General features: G+C 41.6%; 24 protein-coding genes. 9 read left to right on the forward strand and 15 right to left on the reverse strand.

Going from position 1 to position 25,202, the window contains the following annotated elements:
* Positions 1-25 precede the first annotated feature (25 nt).
* Positions 26-844, reverse strand: coding sequence for an NAD-dependent epimerase/dehydratase family protein (locus GBI66_RS07345; protein ID WP_151715631.1), 819 nt, complete (start codon positions 842-844; stop codon positions 26-28).
* A gap of 18 nt (positions 845-862) precedes the next feature.
* On the opposite strand from GBI66_RS07345, the gene recG reads away from it, so the two are divergent.
* Both recG and GBI66_RS07355 read left to right on the forward strand, forming a co-directional pair.
* Positions 863-2,908 carry an ATP-dependent DNA helicase RecG gene (recG, locus tag GBI66_RS07350; RefSeq protein WP_151715632.1) on the forward strand — a complete coding sequence of 682 codons (2,046 nt, stop codon included), beginning with the start codon at positions 863-865 and terminating at the stop codon, positions 2,906-2,908.
* Positions 2,901-3,584, forward strand: a complete 684-nt coding sequence (locus GBI66_RS07355) for a ComF family protein (protein ID WP_151715633.1) — start codon at positions 2,901-2,903, stop codon at positions 3,582-3,584. Before recG ends, GBI66_RS07355 begins: the two co-directional genes overlap by 8 nt.
* Here GBI66_RS07355 and GBI66_RS07360 read toward each other — a convergent pair.
* Both GBI66_RS07360 and GBI66_RS07365 read right to left on the reverse strand, forming a co-directional pair.
* Positions 3,538-3,933: an NUDIX domain-containing protein gene (locus GBI66_RS07360; RefSeq protein WP_005209105.1), complete on the reverse strand. Its 396-nt coding sequence runs from the start codon at positions 3,931-3,933 to the stop codon at positions 3,538-3,540. The two genes, GBI66_RS07355 and GBI66_RS07360, sit on opposite strands and share 47 nt — an antisense overlap.
* Before the next feature lie 10 nt (positions 3,934-3,943).
* Positions 3,944-4,528: a TIGR00730 family Rossman fold protein gene (locus tag GBI66_RS07365; RefSeq protein WP_151715634.1), complete on the reverse strand. Its 585-nt coding sequence runs from the start codon at positions 4,526-4,528 to the stop codon at positions 3,944-3,946.
* Between the two features lie 171 nt (positions 4,529-4,699).
* On the opposite strand from GBI66_RS07365, the gene GBI66_RS07370 reads away from it, so the two are divergent.
* A complete protein-coding gene (locus GBI66_RS07370) occupies positions 4,700-5,713 on the forward strand; it encodes a magnesium and cobalt transport protein CorA (RefSeq protein ID WP_151715635.1) in 1,014 nt (337 codons plus the stop codon).
* Positions 5,704-6,249, forward strand: a complete 546-nt coding sequence (locus tag GBI66_RS07375; protein WP_151715636.1) for a hypothetical protein — start codon at positions 5,704-5,706, stop codon at positions 6,247-6,249. The genes GBI66_RS07370 and GBI66_RS07375 overlap by 10 nt, the downstream gene beginning before the upstream one ends.
* 55 nt (positions 6,250-6,304) lie before the next feature.
* Here GBI66_RS07375 and GBI66_RS07380 read toward each other — a convergent pair whose 3' ends face one another.
* From GBI66_RS07380 to dxs, 9 genes are all read right to left on the reverse strand, one after another.
* On the reverse strand, positions 6,305-6,592 hold the full coding sequence (locus tag GBI66_RS07380; RefSeq protein ID WP_005185301.1) for a lipid asymmetry maintenance protein MlaB: 288 nt from the start codon (positions 6,590-6,592) through the stop codon (positions 6,305-6,307).
* A gap of 11 nt (positions 6,593-6,603) precedes the next feature.
* Complete coding sequence (locus GBI66_RS07385) at positions 6,604-7,236, reverse strand: phospholipid-binding protein MlaC (protein ID WP_005185306.1); 633 nt, start codon at positions 7,234-7,236, stop codon at positions 6,604-6,606.
* 19 nt (positions 7,237-7,255) lie between these two features.
* Entirely contained in the window at positions 7,256-7,933 is a 678-nt protein-coding gene (locus GBI66_RS07390) for an outer membrane lipid asymmetry maintenance protein MlaD (RefSeq protein ID WP_151715637.1), read from the reverse strand.
* Complete coding sequence (gene mlaE / locus GBI66_RS07395) at positions 7,933-8,712, reverse strand: lipid asymmetry maintenance ABC transporter permease subunit MlaE (protein ID WP_005185319.1); 780 nt, start codon at positions 8,710-8,712, stop codon at positions 7,933-7,935. Before mlaE ends, GBI66_RS07390 begins: the two co-directional genes overlap by 1 nt.
* Complete coding sequence (locus tag GBI66_RS07400; protein ID WP_005185323.1) at positions 8,709-9,527, reverse strand: ABC transporter ATP-binding protein; 819 nt, start codon at positions 9,525-9,527, stop codon at positions 8,709-8,711. The genes mlaE and GBI66_RS07400 overlap by 4 nt, the downstream gene beginning before the upstream one ends.
* A gap of 416 nt (positions 9,528-9,943) precedes the next feature.
* Positions 9,944-11,866, reverse strand: a complete 1,923-nt coding sequence (locus tag GBI66_RS07410; protein ID WP_005185326.1) for a DEAD/DEAH box helicase — start codon at positions 11,864-11,866, stop codon at positions 9,944-9,946.
* 480 nt (positions 11,867-12,346) lie between these two features.
* Positions 12,347-12,916, reverse strand: coding sequence for a shikimate kinase (locus GBI66_RS07415; protein ID WP_151715638.1), 570 nt, complete (start codon positions 12,914-12,916; stop codon positions 12,347-12,349).
* Between the two features lie 73 nt (positions 12,917-12,989).
* Positions 12,990-13,820 (reverse strand): inositol monophosphatase family protein, encoded by an 831-nt coding sequence (locus GBI66_RS07420; protein WP_151715639.1) that lies wholly within the window; start codon positions 13,818-13,820, stop codon positions 12,990-12,992.
* Between the two features lie 133 nt (positions 13,821-13,953).
* Complete coding sequence (gene dxs, locus GBI66_RS07425) at positions 13,954-15,849, reverse strand: 1-deoxy-D-xylulose-5-phosphate synthase (RefSeq protein WP_151715640.1); 1,896 nt, start codon at positions 15,847-15,849, stop codon at positions 13,954-13,956.
* Positions 15,850-16,155: 306 nt separating this feature from the next.
* Here dxs and ribA point away from each other — a divergent pair, with 306 nt between their 5' ends.
* Positions 16,156-16,758: a GTP cyclohydrolase II gene (gene ribA, locus GBI66_RS07430; protein WP_004804065.1), complete on the forward strand. Its 603-nt coding sequence runs from the start codon at positions 16,156-16,158 to the stop codon at positions 16,756-16,758.
* 131 nt (positions 16,759-16,889) lie between these two features.
* Positions 16,890-17,831: an oxygen-dependent coproporphyrinogen oxidase gene (hemF, locus tag GBI66_RS07435; protein ID WP_151715641.1), complete on the forward strand. Its 942-nt coding sequence runs from the start codon at positions 16,890-16,892 to the stop codon at positions 17,829-17,831.
* A 50-nt stretch (positions 17,832-17,881) separates the two neighbouring features.
* Here the strand turns inward: hemF and GBI66_RS07440 are convergent, their stop codons facing one another.
* Positions 17,882-18,463, reverse strand: coding sequence for a histidine phosphatase family protein (locus GBI66_RS07440; RefSeq protein ID WP_151715642.1), 582 nt, complete (start codon positions 18,461-18,463; stop codon positions 17,882-17,884).
* Between the two features lie 151 nt (positions 18,464-18,614).
* Here GBI66_RS07440 and aroE point away from each other — a divergent pair, with 151 nt between their 5' ends.
* The gene (gene aroE, locus GBI66_RS07445) at positions 18,615-19,403 is read left to right on the forward strand and encodes a shikimate dehydrogenase (RefSeq protein WP_151715643.1); all 789 of its coding nucleotides are present in this window, start codon (positions 18,615-18,617) and stop codon (positions 19,401-19,403) included.
* 56 nt (positions 19,404-19,459) lie between these two features.
* Here aroE and GBI66_RS07450 read toward each other — a convergent pair whose 3' ends face one another.
* Positions 19,460-21,787, reverse strand: coding sequence for a hypothetical protein (locus GBI66_RS07450; RefSeq protein ID WP_151715644.1), 2,328 nt, complete (start codon positions 21,785-21,787; stop codon positions 19,460-19,462).
* Positions 21,788-22,026: 239 nt separating this feature from the next.
* On the opposite strand from GBI66_RS07450, the gene GBI66_RS07455 reads away from it, so the two are divergent.
* Entirely contained in the window at positions 22,027-23,850 is a 1,824-nt protein-coding gene (locus GBI66_RS07455; protein ID WP_005185365.1) for an acyl-CoA dehydrogenase C-terminal domain-containing protein, read from the forward strand.
* Positions 23,851-23,906: 56 nt separating this feature from the next.
* Here the strand turns inward: GBI66_RS07455 and GBI66_RS07460 are convergent, their stop codons facing one another.
* Positions 23,907-24,581, reverse strand: a complete 675-nt coding sequence (locus GBI66_RS07460; RefSeq protein ID WP_005185368.1) for a hypothetical protein — start codon at positions 24,579-24,581, stop codon at positions 23,907-23,909.
* A 344-nt stretch (positions 24,582-24,925) separates the two neighbouring features.
* Here GBI66_RS07460 and GBI66_RS07465 point away from each other — a divergent pair, with 344 nt between their 5' ends.
* Entirely contained in the window at positions 24,926-25,195 is a 270-nt protein-coding gene (locus GBI66_RS07465) for a PspC domain-containing protein (protein ID WP_005185370.1), read from the forward strand.
* Positions 25,196-25,202: the final 7 nt, after the last annotated feature.

Raw genomic sequence — 25,202 nt, forward strand, 5'->3', positions numbered from 1 at the left:
AAACTTTCTTTACAGTGTAATCTAATTATTTTTCATTACTATGTACCAATAACGCTGCTGCATAGTCATTAAAGCAAATCAAATGGTCAAATCGGAAACCTGTGTCTACCAAGCGTGTCGCGTAAATTTGTTTGCCTGTGGGTTGTTCTGACAATAGTTTTAAACGTGGTAAATTTAATTGCTGCTGAAACCACAACAAAATTTCATGCATCGGCATAGGTGTATTATTGGTAACGATATAACTTTGTTTCACTTTAGATAAATTAACTAATAGTGCTAAAAACTTTGCCAAATCATCAACATGAATGCGATTACTAAAATGGATCGTTGGATAAGTTAATGTTTGTTCGGCCAACTTTGTTAACCGTGCAATCGACGTCCCATAAATGCCAGTCGGGCGAACAATAATACTTTGTTGCGGATAATGCGCCTGCCAAAGCAATTCCATCTTTCGAAGAATATGCCCTTGCTCATCAGCAGGTTGTATCAACGATTCATCATCGATTCGCTCTCCTGCATTTTCACCATAAACACGGGTCGAAGACACTACGACAATACGTTTTACGGGATGTACTTTGAGTGCGTTAACAATGGGTAACACACTGTCGAGATAGGTTTGCTGATAGGCCACTATACCACTCTGTGCAGGGGCCAATATCACATACACTATATCAACAGGTGGCAGTTTACTTAAATCCAGCTGATGAATATCCTGAATATAATGCGTCGCGTAACAATCTGTTTTTTCACTGCGACTAATTGTGCTAATGTGGTGACCTTGCTCAAATAAGTGTTTAGCGACACGTTGAGATGTTTTACCATAACCAATAAATAAAATATGCATACACACCTTTGAGCAGAGATGACATCAGTTCAGCAATTACAAGGCGTTGGTGCTGCCGCAGCGACCCTCTTAGAAAAGCTTCATATTTTTAGCACGGATGATTTGTTATTCCATCTTCCCCGTGACTATGAAGATCGTAGCACTATTATTCCAATGAATCAGCTGATCGTTGGGCGAAGTTATTTACTTGAAGGTGAAGTCCGCTCTGTCGACTTTCCCCCAGGGAAAAAGAAGTCGCTTGCAGCCCTAGTGCAAGATGATTTTGGCAAAGTAACTTTGCGCTTTTACCATATTTATAAAGGATTGACTGATCGCATCAAGATGGGGCAACAACTGCGGATTTTTGGTGAAGTTCGCGTTGGTGCACGGGGTTTAGAGCTTTATCATCCTGAAATTCAAGTGATCCAGCAACATACCGCTTTACCTAAGACACAACTCACTGCGATTTATCCCAGCACAGAAGGCTTAACTCAACCCAAGCTGCGTGAATATGTCCGCCAAGCCTTGCAACATCATAGTGATGACTTACCTGAATTACTGCCTAGCAAATATAGCAATGGCTACCAACTTAAAGAGGCGTTGCATTACATCCATGAGCCGCCAACCGATGCCAACATGTTGCAGCTCAATCAAGGTTCACATCCAGCGCAACAACGTCTGATTTTTGAAGAGCTGGTTGCCCATCAAATCAGTTTACTCACCCGACGTGCTTATATTCGCCAGATTGCTGCTCCACGCTTTAGTAGCAGTAAAGTACTCGCGAAGAAACTCTTGGAAGGTTTGCCCTTCCAAATGACCAATGCACAAAAACGGGTATCCAAAGAAATTCTGCAAGATCTTAAACAAGATCAACCGATGCTACGCTTGGTGCAAGGTGATGTAGGCGCAGGTAAAACTTTGGTCGCTGCAATCGCGGCGTGCCATGCCTTAGAGGCGGATTGGCAAGTGGCCCTCATGGCACCAACTGAAATTTTAGCTGAACAGCATTACTTAAACTTTAAACGCTGGTTTGAACCTTTAGGCATTCAGGTTGCATGGCTGTCAGGTAAACAAAAAGGCAAAGCCAGAACCCATGCAGAACAACAAATCAAAGAAGGTCATGCGCAACTGATCGTGGGTACACATGCCCTGTTTCAAGACACTGTTGGATTTTCTAAACTTGGCTTGGTGATTATTGATGAGCAACATCGCTTCGGTGTTGACCAACGTCTTGCCTTAAGAAATAAGGGTGCAGACCAATTTACGCCACATCAATTGGTGATGACGGCAACACCGATCCCTCGCACTTTAGCGATGAGTGCATATGGGGATTTAGACACCTCAATTATTGACGAGTTACCTCCTGGACGCACACCAATTCAAACCGTCACGATCCCATTAGAACGTCGTGAACAGGTATTACAACGCATTGCCAGCAATTGCCGCGAAGGTAAACAAGCCTATTGGGTCTGTACCTTAGTGGAGCAATCTGAAACGCTGGATGCGCAAGCTGCAGAAGCCACTTATCAAGAGATTAAAGAGCGTTTTCCAGACATCAACATTGGTTTGGTACACGGTAAAATGAAGGCTGATGAAAAGCAAAGTGTCATGCAAGCCTTTAAAGACAATCAATCCCAACTGTTAATTGCCACCACAGTGATTGAAGTCGGGGTCGATGTACCGAATGCGTCGATTATGGTGATTGAAAATGCAGAGCGTTTGGGGCTTTCGCAACTGCATCAACTCCGTGGTCGTGTGGGTCGCGGAGCAACAGCCAGTTTTTGTGCCTTACTTTATAAAACACCCCTGTCTCAAAATGGTCAGGAACGGCTTTCAATTTTACGTGAAAGTAATGACGGCTTTATCATTGCAGAAAAGGACTTAGAAATACGAGGCCCAGGAGAGTTACTCGGTACAAAGCAAACAGGTGATATGGGCTTTCGAGTGGCACGTTTAGAACGGGATGATCATTTGCTTACCCAAGCACATTATGTGGCAGAGCAAATTCTAAAGGACTACCCACAACATGCGGAAGGACTATTAAAGCGCTGGCTGCCTGAAGCCCCAAGATATGCCTATGTTTAAACGACTTGGCATATCAGCACAGCAAGTTTTTGATTATTTTACACCGTGCAGTCTCTGCGACATTGGTATGAAACGCCAATTTGGTGTTTGTCAAAGTTGCTGGCAACAACTGCCTTGGTTAAAGCAAAGTATCGAGCGTAATCAGCAACAAGTCTTGGTTGCATGCCATTATCACTATCCGATTGATCGGATCATTCAACAGTTTAAATATGAGCAAAAACTTCATCATCAAAGACTGTTAAATGGTTTGCTATTACAACTTAAACTACCGAAAGTGCATGCGATTGTACCTATGCCCATTTCGATTGATCGACTAACAGAACGTGGCTTTAATCAGGCCCTTCTACTCTCCAAAGCATTGAGCAAAAGTTTGAATGTGCCAGTTTGGCAGCCAGTACAACGCTTGGCGCAGCACTCACAAAAAAGCTTATCCCGTTTAGAGCGACTGGAAGATATTGAACAACAATTTATTGCTGCACCACCAAATCAAATTCGTTATCGCAAAGTACTCATTATCGATGATGTACTCACCACAGGCAGTTCGATTAGTGCTTTATCTAAAGTACTGACCCAACTTGGCTGCCAGCAGATCTACAGTGCCTGCGTAGCAGCCGCACAAAATCCAACAATCAACTCACTCGATTTTGCTGACACCATGGAATCACAACTTCTTTAGTCAATGGCGCTAACAAAGTGGATTGGTCATCAAGTTCAATCCATTTCATTTCCGCAATTTCAGCTGCAATTTGCGGTGGCTGTTTTAATTCAACCGCGTAGACATAACTCACTAAAACATGATCAGGTTCATTAGCTGCGGCAGTTTCAAACTGACCGATAAACTGAGTTAATTCACATTCACAGCCAATTTCTTCCAAAATTTCACGTTGCATCGTGACCTCAGGTGCCTCATCAACTTCAAGCTTGCCACCGACTTGCATAAATGCCTGAGTATTTTGCTTGCGCACCAAAAGCAATTGGTTTTGCTCATTTAAAATGACGGCAGCTGCTACAGTTATAATTTTCACAAGTTGATCCTTAAGCTTGAATTTCAGCTGTCGACATCCACTTTGGTGTCGCAGGTTGATATGCCGAAAATGCGGCAAGAATTTCCTTAATTTGCTCAGCGACAATTAAGCGATCCACAAAACGTTCTTGACTAAAACCACGCTCAACTGAAGCGTGTAGCATCTTAATCAAGTCATCATAAAAACCATCAACATTTAAAAATGCACATGGTTTTTGATGAATCCCCAGTTGGCTCCATGTCCATTGTTCAAAGATTTCTTCCAAGGTTCCAGCCCCGCCTGGCAATGCCACAAAAGCATCGGATAGCTCAGCCATTTTAGTTTTACGTTCATGCATATTATTGACGATATGCAATTCAGTTAAACCCGTGTGAGCAAGCTCACGATCCACTAAAGCATTTGGGATGACCCCAATCACTCGCCCACCTGCCTGCAAGGCACTATCCGCTACCACACCCATTAGACCAGAACGACCACCACCGTAAACCAAGGTTTTACCTTGTGCCGCAATTTCCTGACCTGTTGCCTGTGCCATTTGCTGATAAATCGGGTCATTACCGAGAGAAGAACCACAGAAAACACATATAGAATTCATACAATTAAAACCGTTTTATATAACTGTCATGCTGATAAAGTAGGCTATGTAACAAGATTTTTGAGAAAATAGCGTTTAGGCAAGTGTTTTTCGTTTCATCCTTGTCTAAAATACACGCTGCTTTTCGGTAAAAGGCCGAAAATTTACATCGACTGCGCGAGGAAAAAAGACATGCTTGAAGCCTTTTATGCCACAGAGCGCGGTAGTCTAGAAGATGCAGCCATCAACGGAAGTTTTGATCTCCACCCTGAACTGGTCTGGATTGATCTCATCGCTCCATCCCAAGAAGAACAACAATGGGTCTTGGATGCCTATGAGCAAAACTTACCGACCCTAAAGTCACTTGAAGACATTTCCTCATCTGCCCGATTTTACCGTGATGATGATGGAATCTTGCATATCAGCACCTATTTTTTAACAAAGAATAAAAATTATCAAGTCGATGGTGATGCAGACGACTCTTTACCCATGTTGGCAATGGTACAAACGGTTGCATTTATTTTGCATAAAGACCGCTTATTTACTATGCGTGGTGAGAAGTTGGTTGCCTTCCGCGCATTCCGTGCCCGCGCTCGTCGTAATGACTATGATATGGACTATAAAGATCCAACATGGATCTTGCTCGGTTTACTTGAAGCAAAGCTAGATGAGCTTGCGGATATCTTGGAAGATATCCACAAGGACTTGGAACGATATTCCACAGAAGTCCTCAATAATCATCATCGCGAGAAAATTTTAGACCTTGATGACATGATTACCCGCTTAGCCCAGCAAGAAGATATGTTGGGAAAGGCACAACTCTGTTTAATTGATTTACGCCGTGTATTAACCTTTTTAGCACGCCCGCGTGCATTAGGCAGTCACATTTATGATGCCGACATTCGCGAATTAAGTGAAGATGTTCGCTCGCTGGTCGAACATGATGCCTTCTTATTCCAAAAAGTGCGATTCTTACTGGATACCACCTCTGGATTCATTAATACCGAGCAGAACGATACCATTCGTCGATTCTCGATTTTACCAAGCATGCTTGCGCCACCGATGCTGATTGCGAGTATTTATGGGATGAACACCGATGTGCTACCTTTTGCTCATGGCAGCCTCAGTTTTTGGATTGTCATCGGTATTCTGATGGCCTTCCTCGTCTTGCCAATGTTTTACTTCCGTTGGAAAAAATGGATCTAAGCAGGAAAGGATTAGTTCTCTTTTTGAGTATAATCCTTTCAATCTCAACAGCTTTTGCATGTGCACCACACTCCCCCAAAGATGTGTTTATCGCACGTGTTCAATCTATACAAAAGCAGTCTTCTGACACCCAAAATCAATTTACATTTCAGCATACTCGCTTTGTATTTCGGCATTTTCTCAGCATGTTGTTTGCACCCAAACCCACACTATGGCACAGTGATTTTCTAGCCAAAACCATAAAAATAAATGATTTAGTAATTGGTCTTGCCTACCCCGTAGACCATGCAGCTCCCAACAATTATCGAATCAGCTCTATGGCATTATTACGATGTGAGAAAAACATCATATCGATAGATCATCCCATTGCCCCCTTTACTGCATGGAATAGAAAAGCGAAAAGCTGCAGTAACAACCCATCCACCATCAAATTATTGGATGGTTTTTTAGAATATGATCAACGCTATTATTTAGAAAAATTACATCAAAAATATCCAAGCTGTGAAGCTCTCTTTTCTGCTTTCCCTAAAATATAAAGATAAAAAAAAAGAGAACTAAAAATAGTTCTCTTTTTTCACTCTGCCAGATCAATCAAATCAATTTCAAATCATCTTGCAGATGGCAGGCTTGGATAATCTTCAGCATTTTCTCAGACACATTTTTAAAATGCAGACCTTTATTCTCAGGTGTTTGACGCAACCATTGCACCAAAACAGCCAAAGATAAAGTATTACCTTGTTCAAGCTGAGCCAAATCCACAATCAAAGGAAAATCCTTATGCTGTTGAATATGCTTTAAGCCTGCCTGATAAATCTGTTCTGCATTGGCAAAGTTAATCGTTTTAGAAACAATTAACTGCTGATCAATATACTGAATCACCCGTCACCTACTTATTTTTTGCTTGTTGCAGCTTCTGCATCTGGTTTAAAGGTTGCGATCGCTTTATTGATGTCGCCGCCATTACGCTGAACAGTTGCAGCGAACTGGTTACGGAATTGCAAACCAAGATCAATACCAGAAACATTGATATTGCGTACTTTCCACTGATCGCCCTTGTCTGTTAACTGGAACGATACAGGGATTTTCTCGCCATTATGCAAAAAGTCTAAAGTCACCACAGGGTTTTTGCTGTTGGTCGACTTGAAAGGACGCATAGTGTAGCTTTCGTTGGTATATTTAGCGAAAGCACCACCATAGTTTTCAATAATCACCGCACGGAAATTTTGTTCAAACTGAGCACGCTGTGCAGCGTTGGTATATTGATTATTCGCATACGTACCTAACACGATACGTGTAAATGCTTGTGAATCTACATACGGATCAAGGTTTTGACGAATAATCGTTCTTACTAAAGCAGGGTTATTCTGTAATTTAGCGCTATCTGCTTTTAAACGCGTAATTAAGCCATCAGCCACACGTTTAACAAAATCAGGCGGGGTCTCTGTTGGTGCTGCAAATGCCGCACTTGCAAGCATTGTTGATAATACGCTTGCTGTTAGAGTTTGTTTCAATAATGTGTTCACTTCAATCTCCTAACCTGAATTACTCAACAAAAGAAGGTTCTGCTTCAGCCGTAGCTGGCTGAGAAGCAGCACCTTCTGCTGTGGTTGAGCTCGATGTGGCTTTACCCGCACCACCAGTAATAAACTTACTGATTAAATCTTCTAAATCCATTGTCCCTTGAGTATTTGAAACCACGTCACCACGTTTAAGGTAGTTCAACCCACCACCTGGAACGACTTTCAAATATTTCTCACCCAAAAGACCATTGGTTGCAACCATTATATAAGCATCTTCATCCAAATTTGTGATGGATGTCATGTTACTGATAAGTTGCTGTTCCATTTCTTTTTGTTTCGCAGCATCGGCCTGTTGGTAATCAGAGCTATAGCGCAATTCATCAAGCGCATTCTTTTGCACTTCTTTGAGTTGCTCAGGACTAAAGCTGGTTAACTTACCATCCAGATCAAATTTGACTGTTGCTAAACGTGTTACAGGATCAAGCGTAATTGATTCGACACGACCAATGGTCACACCACTCATGGTCACTTTGGCACGGGCTTTTAAACCATTTACGTTATCAAACTGCGCTGTCATGCTGTAGCTATCACGTAAATTGGTACCGACTAAACCACTAACTTTCATTGCAAGAAAAAATAGAGCGATACCGAAGATAATGACAAAAATACCTACGGCCAGCTCACTAGTACGTGATTTCATTAAATCCCTCCGAACATGACCGCAGTCAACACGAAATCAAAACCTAATACACAAAGTGAAGAATATACGACCGTTCTAGTCATCGAAGTCGCGATACCTTCTGGCGTCGGATCACAAGCATAACCTTGATATACCGCTACCCATGTACAAATTAAAGCAAATACAATGCTTTTGATAATGGTACCATTAAAGATGTCATGCCAGAATTGCACGCTGCTTTGCATACCACTCCAAAATGAACCTTCATCCGCACCCAAGAAATCAACACCAACCAACTTGCCACCAATAATACCAATGGTTGCAAAAATCACAGTGAGCATCGGCAGACTGACAATACCCGCCCATAAACGAGGGGCAACAATTTGTCGAAGTGGATCAACACCAATCATTTCCATACTGGCAAGTTGTTCACTCTGTTTCATGGAACCAATTTCAGCAGTTAATGCCGAACCTGCTCGTCCAGCAAATAATAATGCTGCAACCACAGAGGCGAGTTCACGTAACAAGGTTAATGAAATTGCGGTGCCGAGCATTGCCTCACTACCAAAAGTGACCAGAATGCTATACATCTGCAAACCAAGAACAGCACCAATAAACAGACCAGAAACAGCGATAATCAGCAGGGACATCACCCCGACACGATACATTTGATAGACAAAACGCTGAAATCCACCTTTCGATGGCATGGCAAATAAAACTTGCAAGAGCATTAATGCGGCAGCACCAATTCCCTTTATCCGCTCAATAACGAGTCTACCTAACCAGGCAATCGTATTCATGGACGAACCTCGTTATCTAAATATGCTTGATGAGTGAATTGATATTCCACAGGCCCTTCGATTGAACCTGTTAAAAACTGACGTACAAATGGCGATGCATGATTTTTTAATTGTTCTGGTGTACCTTCACCCTGAATTTTGCCTTCTGCCACCACATAAATATAGTCAGCAATCGACAAGGTCTCTGCAACATCATGCGAGACGATAATCGTGGTTAAATCTAAAGCATCACGCAAAGAACGGATTAAGCGGGTTAAAACCCCCATCACGATTGGATCTTGGCCAGCAAATGGCTCATCGTACATAATCAGTTCAGGGTCTAATGCAATCGCACGTGCCAAAGCCACACGACGGTTCATCCCGCCTGAAAGCTCCGATGGCATTAACTGCTCAGCTCCACGCAAACCGACAGATTCGAGTTTTAACGCAACTAACTCTGCAATAATATGTTCAGGTAATTTGGTATGTGCGCGGATGGGAAAAGCGACATTTTCATAAGTCGACATATCGGTAAATAATGCACCACTCTGGAATAGCATTCCCATACGTGCACGTGCAGCGAATAATTCTTGACGCGACATTGTCGCAATATCTTTACCGTCGAGCAGCACTTCACCATGATCAGGAAGCAATTGGCCGCCAATCAAACGTAATAAAGTCGTCTTACCCGTACCAGACGGTCCCATAATTGCAGTAATTTGACCACGTCGAATTTTAAGACTGATATCGTCATAAATGACGCGTTCTCCTCGATTAAAGCTCAAATTTTTAACTTCAATTAAGGCTTCTGTATCGAGAGGAGATTTGTTATTCATAATGGCATATTCCTGCACTTTTTATGCACGCATACTATACACTGAAAGATTAAACGCTTGTTTTTATTTTGATAACTGATGTATGAAGATTATTTAATTTATGTAGTTATTCTTTGAGACGGTTTGGCTGGTGGTTTGATGAGAATTAACATTAAGAGAATCAGAATGATTGGTGTCAAAAAGTGCATAAGCGAAAAACAAGCCATTACATAGCATCAGAATCACAAATAGACACGGCAGCCCTTCACTACACATGAATGACCATATTTGACTCAGAAGACTGTTATTTTGCTTAACGCTATTCATTTCTTATATAAAATTTGAATTAGTACACATTTTTTAGATTTTACATGACTAACAGAAAATAAAAAAGCCAGTTTTTCAACTGGCTTCTTCTTTTTATCGGTTTTTAACGATTAAAAATCGTTTTTGCGACGACGGTCACCACCGAAGCCACCTTCACGTTGTGGGCGATCACCGAAATCACGTTTTGGACGATCTTCACCACCGAAGCTGCGTTTTGGACGATCTTCGCCACCGAAGCTACGCTTTGGACGGTCTTCACCACCGAAACTACGTTTTGGACGATCACCAAAACCACCTTCACGTTGAGCAGGACGATCACCAAAATCACGCTTTGGACGGTCACCGAAGCTACCTTCACGACGTGGTTTGTAATCTACGCGGTTACCACGGTTGTCATCATTCGAATCAAAACGCGGTTTATCGTTGAAACCACCTTCACGACGTGGACGGTCAGAATTGAACTCGCGACGTGGACGGTCTTCACCACCAAAGCTACGCTTTGGACGATCTTCAAAACCACCTTCACGACGTGGGCGATCTGAGTTGAACTCGCGACGTGGACGGTCTTCACCACCAAAACTACGCTTTGGACGGTCTTCAAAACCACCTTCGCGACGTGGGCGATCTGAGTTGAACTCACGACGTGGACGATCTTCACCACCAAATGATGGACGTTCGCCACGTGGCTTGTCATCAAAGCTACGGCGTGGACGGTCATCACCACCTTCACGACGTTTGAAGCTGCTTTCACCTTCAAAACGACGACCACCACCGAAACCGCCACGACCGCCATCACGACCGCCACGACCACGACCACCGCCATCACGGCCACGACCACCACCATCACGACCTGAACGAGCAGGAGGTGGAGATGGCTCTAAACCTTCAATTTCAGATACATTTAAACGTGCATCTAAATAATCTTCTAAAGCACGGATTTTGCCACGCTCACGGTAAGTCGCTAAAGTAACGGCTTGACCTGTACGACCAGCACGACCTGTACGACCGATACGGTGTACATAGTCTTCGTTTTTCATTGGTAAACCGAAGTTAATTACGTGTGAAATTGTCGGTACGTCTAGACCACGCGCTGCAACGTCAGTTGCAACTAAGATTTTTGCACGACCTTCACGAATACTACGTAAACGACGGTTACGAACGGTTTGTGGCATTGCACCGTGCAACGCAACAACTGAGTGACCAGCTTCAGCTAGTTCTTCAGCAAGCATATCTGTATCTTCTTGCGTGCTTGCGAATACAACTGCTTGATCTACTGATTCGTCAGATAACCAATGCGTAAGTAATTTTTTCTTGTGTTCAAAACCGTCTGTCCAATGCAATGTTTGCGTTACATCAGTGTTGGTGCTATGACCAGTTTCGATTGCAATACGTTGTGGATCATTCATCATGCGTTCAGCAAGACGAATAATACGATCAGCAAATGTTGCAGAGAACATTAATGTTTGTTTACGGTTTGCAGCTAATTCACCAATTGCTTCTAGATCTTCAGAGAAGCCTAGATCAAGCATGCGGTCTGCTTCATCAACAATTAATGATTCAACTTTATCAAGTTTAATTTGACGACGGTTTACAAGGTCAAGTAAACGACCTGGAGTCGCAACGACAACTTGTGCACCTTTAAGCTGTTGAATTTGTTTACCAAAAGGCATACCGCCCATGATTGCAGCAATACGAACACCTTTCATGTGACGTACAAATGCAATCGCGTCTTGGCTTACTTGTTGAGCCAATTCACGTGTAGGAGAAATAACTAAAATAGTAGGCTGAGTTACCGCTTTCATGCGGTCTTTGAAAGAAACAAATGCTTCTTCGCCTGCTAATGCATTTAACGTTGGAAGTAAAAATGCAGCTGTTTTACCTGAACCAGTTTGGCTCGAAACTAATAAATCTTTCCCTTCTAACGCAGCGGGAATCGCTTGTTCTTGCACAGGAGTTGGAGTGGTAAAACCTAAACCTTCAAGCGCTTGTTGTAAGGTTTCGTGTAAAGAAAATTCGGCAAAAGTTTTGCTCATAGAGAGTTTCACCCTAATGGGTGCTCCATTTTAATAAATACAAAAAAATAGACATCGGCAACAAGCGGCAAAGCGACTCAAGCTGAAAAATAGATGAAGTTCAGCGGCGATCCGAATAACGACGATGTGGACTAAACGCACGCTTGATTACTGCTTCAACCTGAAGAATCGCTAAGCGATTTGGGCGCAAGATGTGGTCCTCTCTACGGACAGCGTGCGCTAATATGAATAGAACTGAATGTTCAGGTAATGAACTGGAATTTAAGTGCGTGGGCGGATTATAGCAGAATAATTTTAAAAGTCACCTTTTTTAATAGGTTTTTCTATTTAGTCTCCTTTATTATTTGTATCCAAACGATAATGATGACCTCAAAACAACGCATTTAAAATAATTTATATTTCAATATAAACATAATTATCAGCAAGTTAAAAACCTATTATGCCTTACTCTTTTGTTAACATTCTTATTGTACAGTTAAGCTAAGATTTATTAGATCCTTGCTTTACTTTATTAAGGGTATCCAGTATTTGTTTCACATTTGCAGCAACTTGATCAGGGATATGATCCGTGAAAAGTACCCGACACTTCAAATTCGAATAAAGCTGAAATCTCTGCCTAATCTTTAATTCTTCTTTTGCTCGAACAGGATTTAAGTAAGCTCGATTCATCTGCCTTGCAACTATTTCTTGAACACATGTTTCCAACACGAGTGAAGGTAACATTAAAAAAGTAAAAATATGGCTCTCTATTTCATCTTTGATTTTTATATAGTCTTGGTGAGTATCATGAGGATAGGTCATAAATCCAGAGGAACATACAATGATCATTATTTTATTCAAATCGTATTTTATTTGAAGCTGCATAAAAAGCTGAATGTTACGCGCTGCATATTCTTTATAACCATGTTGAATAATGTACTGAGTAATATCTCCTTCCCTCTGCATAAAATATTCATCTAAATCATAATAGTCAAAACCAAACTCCGCCGAGAGCAACTTGGCTGCAGTAGTCTTACCAGCACCACCGGGACCAATAAAATAGATCAGCAATTGGCTTTACCTTATTTCGAATAACACATAAAAAAGCCCTCAAATATTGAGGGCTTTTTTAGAATTCGGCAAATTATTTTGCAGCATCGCCCCAAGCAGGAACTACGGTCTGCATCAATGGCTTTAACATCTTAAGTGAGCTCGCAATAACCTGACCATTATCAAATGATTCATTACCACCGCGTGCATCAACCACCACACCACCTGCTTCTTTCACAATCAACTCACCCGCTGCGATATCCCACGGTTTTAAGCCAAGCTCAAAGAACCCATCAAAACGGCCTGCAGCAACATAAGCCAAATCTAATGCAGCTGAACCGCCACGGCGAATTTGTGCGCCAGATTTAGTCACTGCCAATAATGAAGCAAAATGCTGTTCAGCATAAGAAACGATTTCGCCATTACGCTTCGCACGGTATGGATGACCAACAGCAAGGAAAGTGTTTTCTAGGTTTTCTTTTACATTGACACGGATACGGCGTTGATTCATCACTGCACCACGGCCACGGCTTGCAGAGAATAATTCATCACGTACAGGATCATAGATCACACCGTGTTGAGTTACACCTTTGTGCTGTACAGCAATAGAAATACAGAAATGCGGAAGACCGTTGATAAAGTTTTGTGTGCCATCTAAAGGATCAATCACCCAGCACCAATCTGCATCGTGACCTTTACCTTCTTGCATACCAAACTCTTCACCAAGGAAGCTGTGGTTTTTATAGCTTTTGCGAAGAGTATCAATTGTAAGTTGTTCCAAGTAACGATCGACACGCGTTACTGGACCATCGATGCCTTTTTCTTCAACTTGCAAATCGAGTTTATGACGATTCTGATGTGCCTTTAAAAGCTCTTGACCAACTGTTTGAGCCGCACGCGCAGCCATAACCACCATAGGTTCCATTGAACACCCACTACAAATTTGAAGATTTTGACAAAGAATAATGCATAAAAGCGCGTATATTCTAGCAAATATAAGCGCTTTTAGGGGAAAAATGTTGCGAAAAATTATTTCCGCTTTTACATGAGCTTATAGATTAGAACCAAGCTTTCTCAATTGAAGCTAAGATTCCTTGAGCATCTAAACCACTATCTTGCAACATTTGTTGATGTGTTGCTTGATGCAAGAAGGTATCTGCTAAACCAAGATTCAAGATCGGTTTGAGAATACGTGCTTGTGCCAAGAACTCATTCACGGCACTGCCCGCACCCGCCATCACAGCATGTTCTTCTACCGTTACAAACAGTTGGGTCTGTGGAGCCAAATCACAAAGTATTTGCTCATCCAATGGCTTCACAAAACGCATATTCACAACACGCACACCCATCGAGTGTTTGTTCGCAAATTGCTGAGCTGCTTCTACCGATGCTGCAACACGACTACCAAAAGCAAGGACACTGATCTGCTGTTCAGCATCCACATTAAATTCAGCAACGATTTCAGCCTTACCAATTTCCATCGCTGTCATCTGCTGTTGAATCTCAACGCCTGTACCTACCCCACGTGGATAGCGCACTGCCGTTGGTCCTTTATAAAGATAAGCTGTATGCAACATTTGGCGGCATTCATTTTCGTCTTTCGGCGCCATGATCACCATGTTAGGTACGGTACGCATATAAGCATAATCATACGCACCGGCATGGGTTGGGCCATCTTCACCCACCAAACCAGCACGATCAATACCAAAGGTGACGTCCAGATTTTGCAAGGCAACATCATGGATCAATTGATCATAACCACGTTGTAAGAAGGTTGAATAAATCGCAACAACGGGTTTAAGACCTTCACATGCCATACCTGCAGCTAAAGTCACTGCATGCTGTTCTGCAATGGCAACATCAAAGAAACGCTCAGGATATTGCTGCGCAAATTTAACCATGCCAGAGCCTTCACACATCGCAGGCGTAATCGCGAGTAAGCGATCATCTTGTGCCGCCTCATCACATAGCCATTGCCCAAAGACATCTGAGTACTTAGGAGGCGATTTTTTTACGGGCGCTGCTGCGGCTGGCGCAATTTTAGTAATCGCATGATAGGTAATCGGATCTGCTTCCGCTGGTGCGAATCCTTTACCTTTTTTAGTATAAATATGAACCAGACGTGGACCTTTACGCTTTTTAAGCGCATGAAAAACTTGCGCTAGCTGTTCCACATCATGACCATCAAATGGCCCAAAATAATCAAAACCAATCGCTTTAAATAAATTATCTGCTGCATCGGTCGCAGATTGATGTAAGCGAGAATTATACGTCCACTTTGGATGTGGCTGAACATAGGCTTCGCCTTGTTCATTCACATTGACCAATTGACCTGTTTCCCAAATCGCAGCCAAATGTTTTGCAAAACCACCTGTACTACAAGAGATCGACATATCGTTATCATTTAAGACTACGATCAAATCGGCATCATGAGCAACCGCATCATTCATGGCTTCAAAAGCCATACCCGCAGTCATTGCGCCATCGCCCACGATTGCAACAACATCGCACGGATCTTTCTGATAACGACGTGCCAAGGCCATGCCCAAACCAGCAGAAATCGCAGTAGATGAATGTCCAACACCAAAGGTATCGAACTCAGATTCATCACGCGCTGGAAATGCAGCTAAACCATCTTTACTACGAATCGTGGTAATTCGATCACGACGACCAGTAAGCACTTTATGAGGATAAGCTTGGTGGCCCACATCCCACACTAAACGGTCATCTGGTGTATTAAAGCAATAATGCAGCGCAACAGTCAGTTCAACTACACCTAAATTTGCGCCAAAGTGTCCACCACTTTGCCCTGCCGCATACAAAATATATTGACGCAACTCATCCGCCACTTGTGCGAGTTGGCTTTGCTCGAGCTGACGTAATTGTTGTGGATGATCAATCTCATCTAACAATGGCGTAACAGGGCGCTGAGTTGGTATTTCGGTATACAACATAATGTGGCAAAGCCTTTTTAAGCCTGGCAAGTCCGAAGCTGGGTTTTAAATGGGGGCAATCATACAATTAAATATGATCTACCTTCAATCAGCCACACGTGCGAATGATGTAGTGCTGAACATTCTCATGCAAATTTTAAAGAATGACCCGTAGATTATCCTGAATTATGTCACTGTTTATCAACCATTATTGTGTGCTTTGTATGAAAAAGAAAAAGTTATGTGAAAAATCAGAAATTCCAGTTCACGCAATCTTCATACATTAGGCTATACTCGAACTGTTTTTATTATCATAGTGAGCTCTCTGTGCCGATTGAATTTATTGCAACATCAAAGCTACCCACCGCTTTTGGTGACTTCAATATTTCCGTGTTTCAAGACCCTGCAACAGGTGAAGAACATGTGGCGCTATCTAAAGGTTTAGAAACGGCTCCAGATCAGCCTGTACTTGTCCGCATCCACTCTGAATGCTTAACAGGTGATGCTTTCGCTTCACTCAAATGTGATTGTGGACCGCAACTTCAGGCCACACAAAGCTTGATCAATGAAGCTGGCCAAGGTGTGATTCTTTATCTTCGTCAAGAAGGCCGTGGTATTGGTTTAACCAATAAGATTCGTGCTTATGCCTTGCAAGATCAAGGACATGACACTGTTGATGCGAACTTGTTATTGAATTTGCCTGCTGATGCGCGTCGTTATGATATGTGCAGCATTATGTTGGATCACCTTCAGATTAAAGAAGTGAAACTACTGACCAATAACCCGCTTAAATTAAAAGCCTTGACTGATCTCGGCATCAATGTGGTTGAGCGTGTTCCTTTAACAGTAGGCCGCAATCCATTCAATGAACAATATTTAAAAACCAAACGTGAGCGTATGGATCATCTCTATAAAAAAGATGACTTTTAATTCACTTTTCAAAACGTTTAAAAATAAATCAGTTAAAGGGTTTTTATTGTAAAAAATAAAAAACCCTTACTTTTTTTATGGGTTTTATGTTTTGATATAAGCAATCCCTAGATCACTTTCAGAGGATCATCATGCAGCATCCAACTTCAGTTGATATTCAACGTGTTCGTGAGTTTTTACTCGATCTACAAGCACGGATTTGTGCAGGACTAGAACAACAGGAACGTGCAGGCGGTGGTAGCGCTGAGTTTATCATCGATGATTGGCAACGCACCGAAGGTGGCGGCGGTCGTTCTCGTGTTTTGCAAAATGGTGAAGTGATTGAAAAAGGTGGGGTGATGTTCTCCCACATCAATATTAGTAAGCTTCCTGCATCTGCTACTGAACGGCATCCACAAATTGCTGGGGCGAAAGCACAAGCACTTGGCGTATCCTTAGTGATTCACCCGAAAAACCCAAATATCCCAACATCTCATGCCAATGTTCGCCTATTTGTGGCGGAGCCTGAAGGCCAAGATCCTGTGTGGTGGTTTGGTGGCGGTTTCGACTTAACTCCGTTCTACCCAGATGATCAAGACGTTCTCAACTGGCATCAAACCGCTTATGACCTGTGTCAGCCTTTTGGCGAAAATGTCTATGCTGAACACAAACAATGGTGTGATGATTATTTCTATCTAAAGCATCGTGATGAACAACGTGGTGTGGGTGGTTTATTCTTTGATGATTTGAACCAGTGGGATTTCGAGACCTGCTTTAAATATATCCAAGCCGTGGGTAATGGCTATTTAGCAGCGATCTTACCGATTTTTGAAAAACATCGTGAGCAGCCTTATACCGAAGCTCAACGTGAATTCCAACTGTATCGACGTGGTCGTTATGTTGAATATAACCTGGTCTATGACCGTGGCACGTTGTTCGGCCTACAGACTGGCGGGCGTATTGAATCGATCTTGGTGAGCTTGCCTAATCTGGCGGGCTGGTCATATCGTCCTGAATGGGATGCAGATTCGGCTGAGAAACGTCTCACTGATTATTATCTAAAACCTCGAGATTGGTTAGGTTTGCAGAAGTAATATATTACTCATCCCTAGCTTAGATGTTGGGGATGAGGTCTTTAGAGGCATTAAAATAAAAAGATTGCTGTATTTTGAATTGGCTGATGAATTAAATCTGATCTAAAGTTTTGCATCAGCTCTCGACTTAAAGATTGTGGTCTATCCTTTAAAGTCAGAAGTAATTGTAAAAATTGCCCATGTGTAAAAATCATTAAATTCTTTTCCGTATACTTCTGTTCTAATTGCCTTAATTTGTTATGAAATAGTTGCACCCGAGAATACAAGTCAGCAAAAGACTCGGCATCATCAGCCTCGCGATAGTCATAATCCATCCTTTCCCAATAAGCACTTAGCCATAACTTACGATCATCTATATTTGTATTGAAACACTTCCTTTCTGAGAGATAGCTAAATTCATGCAAGTTTTCATCTATCTCTGCACTCAACTGATATTTATGCAAAATGGGTTCTGCTGTCTGATAAGTTCTCTTATATTTAGAAATAATCACATGATCAACTTGAGGTAATCGTTCACAAAGCTGCTCAGCCTGCCGTTGCCCCCTCTCACTCAATGCAATCGAAGCGTGAGATAACGTACGTCCGTTGATATTGGCTTCACTCTCTGCATGCCGAATTAGAAATATACTCATAATCCAATTAAAATTATCTGATCGTTTTCACTTATCAAAGCATGTTGTAAAAATCAAATCACGTTGTCGTCATGTTATAGATGTAAATCAATATTGCAGCATCCCTTTCAACTTTATAAACTTTAACCACTCTCTAGCATACTGATCACTCATGACCAAACAATTTGCTGTAATTGGAAATCCGATTGAACAATCTCGCTCACCTGAACTTCACCATGCATTTGCAGCAAAAACAGGGGTCGATCTTAACTATAAAAAAATCCTTGCACCTTTAGATGGCTTTGAAAGTACGACAAAAGCTTTTTTTGCTCAGAATGGTATGGGAATGAATGTCACTGTACCATTTAAAGAACAGGCCTTTGCCCTTTGCGACCAATTGACTGAACGTGCCAAGATCGCCAAAGCAGTCAATACCTTATGGATGCAGGATGGCAAACTATATGGTGATAACACCGATGGTCAAGGCTTGGTTGCAGCAATTCAGGCTTTGGGCTGGGAACTTAAAGAGAGTCGTATTTTAATTTTAGGGGCTGGCGGTGCAACCCGTGGTGTCATTTATCCTTTGGTACAGGCAGGTGCAAAACAGATTGTGATCGCCAACCGTACCCTCGCCCGCGCTGAGCAACTCGTTGACGATTTAAAAGATGCTGTGCCACATGCAGAACTTAAAGCAACAAGCTTAGATCAACTCGTAGGTGAGTTTGATGTTGTGATTAATGCAACCTCTGCAAGTCTAACAGGCGATGCCCTACAACTGCCTGAAAGCTTAGTATTCCATCATGCTTATGAAATGGCTTACGGCAAACCATCTAGCTTTCTAGATCAGGCCAAACAACGCCAAATCCCATCTACCGACGGTTTCGGCATGCTGGTCGGTCAAGCGATTGAAGCATTTTCGATTTGGAATGGGGTAAAACCAGAACTGAAAGATTTTTTATAATCATCAAAATAAAAAAACCTGCAAAGTGCAGGTTTTTTTTATGGTGCTTAAATCAATTATTTAACCGTCAGCATCTTCTGATAAACCTCTTTAAAAATCTCATAATCAATAAATTCGTTATGTTCAATTTTTAAAGACTGAATTGATTTTTCAGACAGCTTATTTTTACGGGCATCCACATACACTTGCCCTAAAATATTTGCTGTTTGTGCAAGCAAAACTTTTTCTTCACTTGAAACGCCATTCTCTTGTTCAAACTGGATTTGATATTGCTTGGCAAATAATTGCTGTGGTTGTCTATATTGTGCTTGTAGCTTTTTCCAAGCTTGACGATCTTTATCACCACGCATGGCATCAAGCACAAGACGATTCACCGCTTGCCCCAGTTTGTCATCAAATTGATCTTCATTTTCAAGATGATGTTTCTTTTGTAAAGCTTCAATCGTTTGCAGTGATTTACCTTCAGGATTATAAACTTCCTCATCGGCATACCAATACGCATACACACTGGCAATTTCTTGCAACTCTTGACTCGAGTAACGCTGTACAACCTGTGGTGTGCTTTCCGTTAGTTTGGCAATAAATACCGCTTTATAGGTTTGCTCATAACTATGTGCTGCATCAAAACGTTGCTCTGCAATCACTTTAAGTTGATCATCTAACGACAAGCTATAAGGCTCTGCTGAGCGTTCTTGAATACCAGCTTGGCCCAGTTTCTCAGAAAAACTACTCACCGTCTGTTCAAGCATTGAGCCTTTGCTTGCTTCTGCCCATGTTTTAGCACGTTTCAACTGCGCCTGATCGATTGGTGTGGCTTTGCCATAATTCGAAATCAACATATCCGCTTTAACACTAAATCGAGACTTCAATTCAGATAAGCCATAATTCAAATCATAATCCAGTTTGACCGCACGCCCTTGTGCATCCAGACCAACATCCATCGTAAATGGATTACGCTTATCGACTGGCGGTAAAGCCTTATCAATATCTGCTTTGTGTTTGATCCAAAGCGCTTTAAAGGCCTGATCATCAATAAACTGATTCTGATCATAGCCAACAAATTCTTTTTCTACTGTTTGTAGCTTTTCAAAATAAGACAGGAAACCTACTTCTGCGGGCTTGCTACCAAATACATCAATGCCATAAACACTTTGACAGTACTGGACATCGCCATAAGTAGTTTTAGGCATGTTTTGTAGAGCTGTACATTGTTCTTCGGTTAAACCCACCTGTTCATCTTCTTCAGCGACTGTGGTATCAACCGTACTATCTGCAGCAGCCTCGGCATAGGCTCTCTGCGCTGCTTGTGTTACATCATCTGCTGCATCTGCGCTCTCACCAGCATAGTCTTCGTCAGCATCTTCAACACCAAAATGTTTATTCACCAACCGATACAGTTCTTGGCTGACCACACTGGCATCATCAGCCGAATCTTTTTTATCTAATAATGAAGCATTTGATTTTGACTTACTTTCACTCGCAGCCTTCATTTCATTGGCAATCAGTTTCTCAAGATTCTCTTCTTTAATATTGAGAACACTTTGGGTGAAATATTTTTCATTAACCTTGCTATATAAATTGGCTTGCAAAATCAGCTCTTCAATTGAAGTTTTTAAACGGATTTTTTCAACCACACCCGCAGCTTGATCTGCCGAAGAAACAGACAAAGCCTGAATGTTGTTTTGATCTGCAAGACGGTAATAAATCGCACTCGATGCCTTGACATATTCAGCAAATTTTTTGTAATCCACTTGCTTGAATACATCCTGATATTTCGAAAAATCTAGATATGCGAGATTGTTTTGATTTTCTTTATTCACCAAATACGGCATCAAAGCAAAGTAGTTGATATAAAACTTATAATTATTTAGATCAAGCACCATTGGCACTTTAGCTTGAACCAATAAAGTCGGCTTTTCATAGCGTGCAGTCAGGTTAAATGAACCCACTTTCTGACGATAATGCACAGAACCATCATATTCAAACTGCATGTCATTGAGGACATTGGCCATGATTTGGGTAAATTTATCGACTTTAGATCGACCATAGCTTTTTTGTTCTTGCGCCAAGGCAACATATAACGCTTGTTTTTGCCTACTGTTTAAATTGACCTTCTGATCTCGTAAATATTGATCAACTTTTTGCTTGAGTGCCGCATCTAAAGGTGCATTGTCGACTTTGGCATTTGTATTATTTTGCTGCGGTTCAACATGAATATTAAATTTGCCACGATAATCATAGCTCGGATATTCATACATCGCATTGAGACTATTGATTGCCTTCTGTTCTAAATTGTTCGAAGCTGAATTGGTTTTAATGACATGCTGTGAACATGCAGAAAGACTTAGACCCATTAAGCATAAAGTTAAATATTTTATACGCATAGCTTTACCAAACACCTTTATATCATTATATTTTCAAGTATAAAATTGAGTACTTTTCACGTTTAACATCAGTTTTGAGACCAATAGAAAAGTGATTTTTGTACAAATCTCCCTTTTAGGAAATTCGCTTTTCTGACATTCTTTTCCCTAGTGGTTATCAATGTATTTTTATCACTATTGTGAATAATCAAAGTATCGAAACAGATAATCCAAAATGATTCAAATACAGGATTAAGATTATGCCAGCTTATAAAGCCCCGCTCCGTGATATTCGTTTCTTAATGAACGAAATGTTAGATTATCCAGCACATTACCAAACTTTGACAAGTGGTCAAAATGCGGATGCTGAAACAGTTGATATGATTCTTGAAGGTGCGGCAGATTATTGCGAAAACGTACTTTCTCCGCTCAATCAATCAGGTGACGAAGAAGGTTGTACTTTTAACAACGGTGAAGTGACAACACCAAAAGGCTTTAAAGAAGCTTATGACCAATTCGTAATGGGTGGTTGGCAAGGTCTTTCTTATCCAGAAGAGTTTGGTGGTCAAGGCTTACCAATGTCTTTAAACCTGATCAAATCTGAAATGATGGGAACGGCAAACTGGTCATTCACCATGTATCCAGGTTTAAGTACAGGCTGTATGAACACAATCATGCAGTTTGGTACAGACGAGCAAAAAAATACCTATATGCCTAAACTGGTTGAAGGTACTTGGTCAGGCACAATGTGCTTAACTGAACCGCAATGTGGTACAGACTTAGGTCAAGTTAAAACTAAAGCAGAACCTGCTGCTGATGGCACATACAAAATCTCTGGTACTAAAATCTTCATCTCTGCGGGTGAGCACGATTTAACCGAGAACATTATCCATATCGTACTTGCGCGTCTTCCAGATGCACCAGCAGGTACTCGTGGTATTTCTTTATTCATCGTACCTAAATTCATCCCAACTGCGGATGGTGGCGTAGGTGAACGTAATACTGTTTCTTGTGGTTCAATCGAACACAAGATGGGGATCAAAGCATCTGCAACTGCAGTGCTTAACTTTGACAATGCAACAGGTTACCTGATCGGTGAAATCAACAAAGGTTTACATGCAATGTTTACCTTCATGAACACTGCGCGTATTGGTACAGCAGTTCAAGGTATTGCACATGCTGAACTTTCTTTCCAAGGTGCTTTACCTTATGCGAAAGACCGTATGTCTATGCGTGCCCTTTCTGGTAAAAAAGAACCTGAGCGTGTAGGTGATGCAATTATTCACCACGCTGACGTTCGTCGTATGTTGTTAACGCAAAAAGCAATTGCTGAAGGCGGTCGTTCAATGATCTATCATGCTGCTAAACTTGCAGACAAAATGACAGATGCATTGGTCAGCGGCGATCAAGCAGCTTATGAAGCTTATGATGACAAACTTGGCTTCTATACACCTATTCTTAAAGGTTTCTTGACTGAACTTGGCTTAGAAGCTGCAAACCACGGTATGCAAGTTTATGGCGGTCATGGCTATATCCGTGAATGGGGTATGGAGCAAATCGCACGTGATGCACGTATCTCAACCTTGTATGAAGGTACGACAGGCATTCAAGCACTAGACTTAATTGGTCGTAAAGTACTTTTAAGCTCAAAAGGTAAAGTTGTTCGTGACTATACTGCTGAAATTTTGAAGTTCTGTGCTGCACATGCACGTAACAAGTACTTACGTCGTTTTGCGTGGGACTTGACTAAGCTTTGCGCACAATGGAATACATTAACTGTTCGTATCATGCTTGCTGCACGTAAAGACCGTGACATCGTTTCTTCAGCTTCGGTTGATTTCTTGATGTTCTCTGGTTATGTGATGATGGCTTACTTCTGGGCACAACAAGCAGTGATTGCATCTGAGAAATTAGAAGCAGGCGACGGAATCGAAACACCTGAATTCTATAAAGCAAAAATCAAAGTTGCAGACTTCTACTTTGACCGTTTATTACCACGTGCACAAGGTCATGCAGAATCAATGGTGTCAACATCTCGCACCTTGACTTCACTTGCACCAGAACACTTCAGCTTCGATTACTAATCGAAACTGCAATAAAAAAGAGCGCTTGAAGCGCTCTTTTTTATTGCGAGGTAATTTTATTCAACCTTCTTAAACACATAAGCTTGCTCAGGAAATGGATACTCTTTAAAAAACTTACGGTTATGACCGTTGTCGCCATTCCAGATTTTATCTAGATTCATTACTAAATCTTTATTTTTATTAATTTTATAATACAGATTCACATCCGCAGCATCGCAACGAATCATGATTTCGTTGAGCTCTTTATGCGCACGCCATTGTACTTGCTTACAGGTTTGCTCAATCTTGGCTGTGTTCCGTGATGGATCTGAACCTAAACGACTGAAGCTGGTATTGGTCCAATACACCGAACCATCACCCAATAAGTTGAGAATATATTCCGCTTCTTTTTCATTATTCACACAACCTGCAAAGGCATCGGTACATGGAATACGCGCATGATAACGCCCGACATAGATCATATCGGCTTCAGAAGGCTGGCTTAATTCTAGTTTATGTGTTGCAGGATGCGGCAATGTCGCTTGCCCTGCTACTTGAGTCAATGACACGCCTTGTGTATCAGATGCAAGCTGTTCTTCTTGTTCATCTGCAAGCACTTCACTCGTTTCACGACTCGGTTGCGTTTGGGGTTGTTGCTTTACTGGCTCTGGATGATGGCTATCACAAGCACTTAAACCCAAACTCAATAGAACTCCTACACTAAAATGCTGTAAGAATAACCTGAACTGCATATTCATAAATCTCTAACATCAATATCGTTATCGCGTGGTTTGCACTGACCGATCCCAAACTTGGAAAAATATAGGGATCATTTCAATGTCCGTCTATTCCCCAAATGGGTAATATCCAATGCGACCGGATTGAAATAGCAAATTGACAAAGCAGTATGCTTTAATTCGGTGCATTTTAGGCGATCATGTTGGTTTTTCCATCAAGGATTTACACAACTTAACTAATCTCCCATCTGTTTAAACTTTAAAAAAAGCAGTTTGACCCTATTTCATAATTATCAGCAGCTAAAACTGAAACGATTTATTTTTTACTGCTGTTTCATTAATTTAAGGAGACAAACTCGATGGCCAACTCTGGTTTATATCGCTCAAACCAACAAAGCATGATCGCTGGTGTAATGGGCGGTATTGCGGAACGATTTGGTTGGAACGCAAATTTATTACGTCTGATCTTTTTCGTGATCTCGATCATGAGTGCTGCCTTCCCGGGTATTTTGGTCTATCTGATTTTGTGGTTAGTAATTCCTAAACAGCAGCAGGCACGTGTTGATCATGTGCAAGGTTATAACCAACCTGTCAAAACGATTTATGAAGACCAAAGCATAAAACGTTAATTCACTG

This window comes from Acinetobacter sp. TUM15071, from assembly GCF_008980925.1.
Lineage (GTDB): Bacteria > Pseudomonadota > Gammaproteobacteria > Pseudomonadales > Moraxellaceae > Acinetobacter > Acinetobacter dispersus.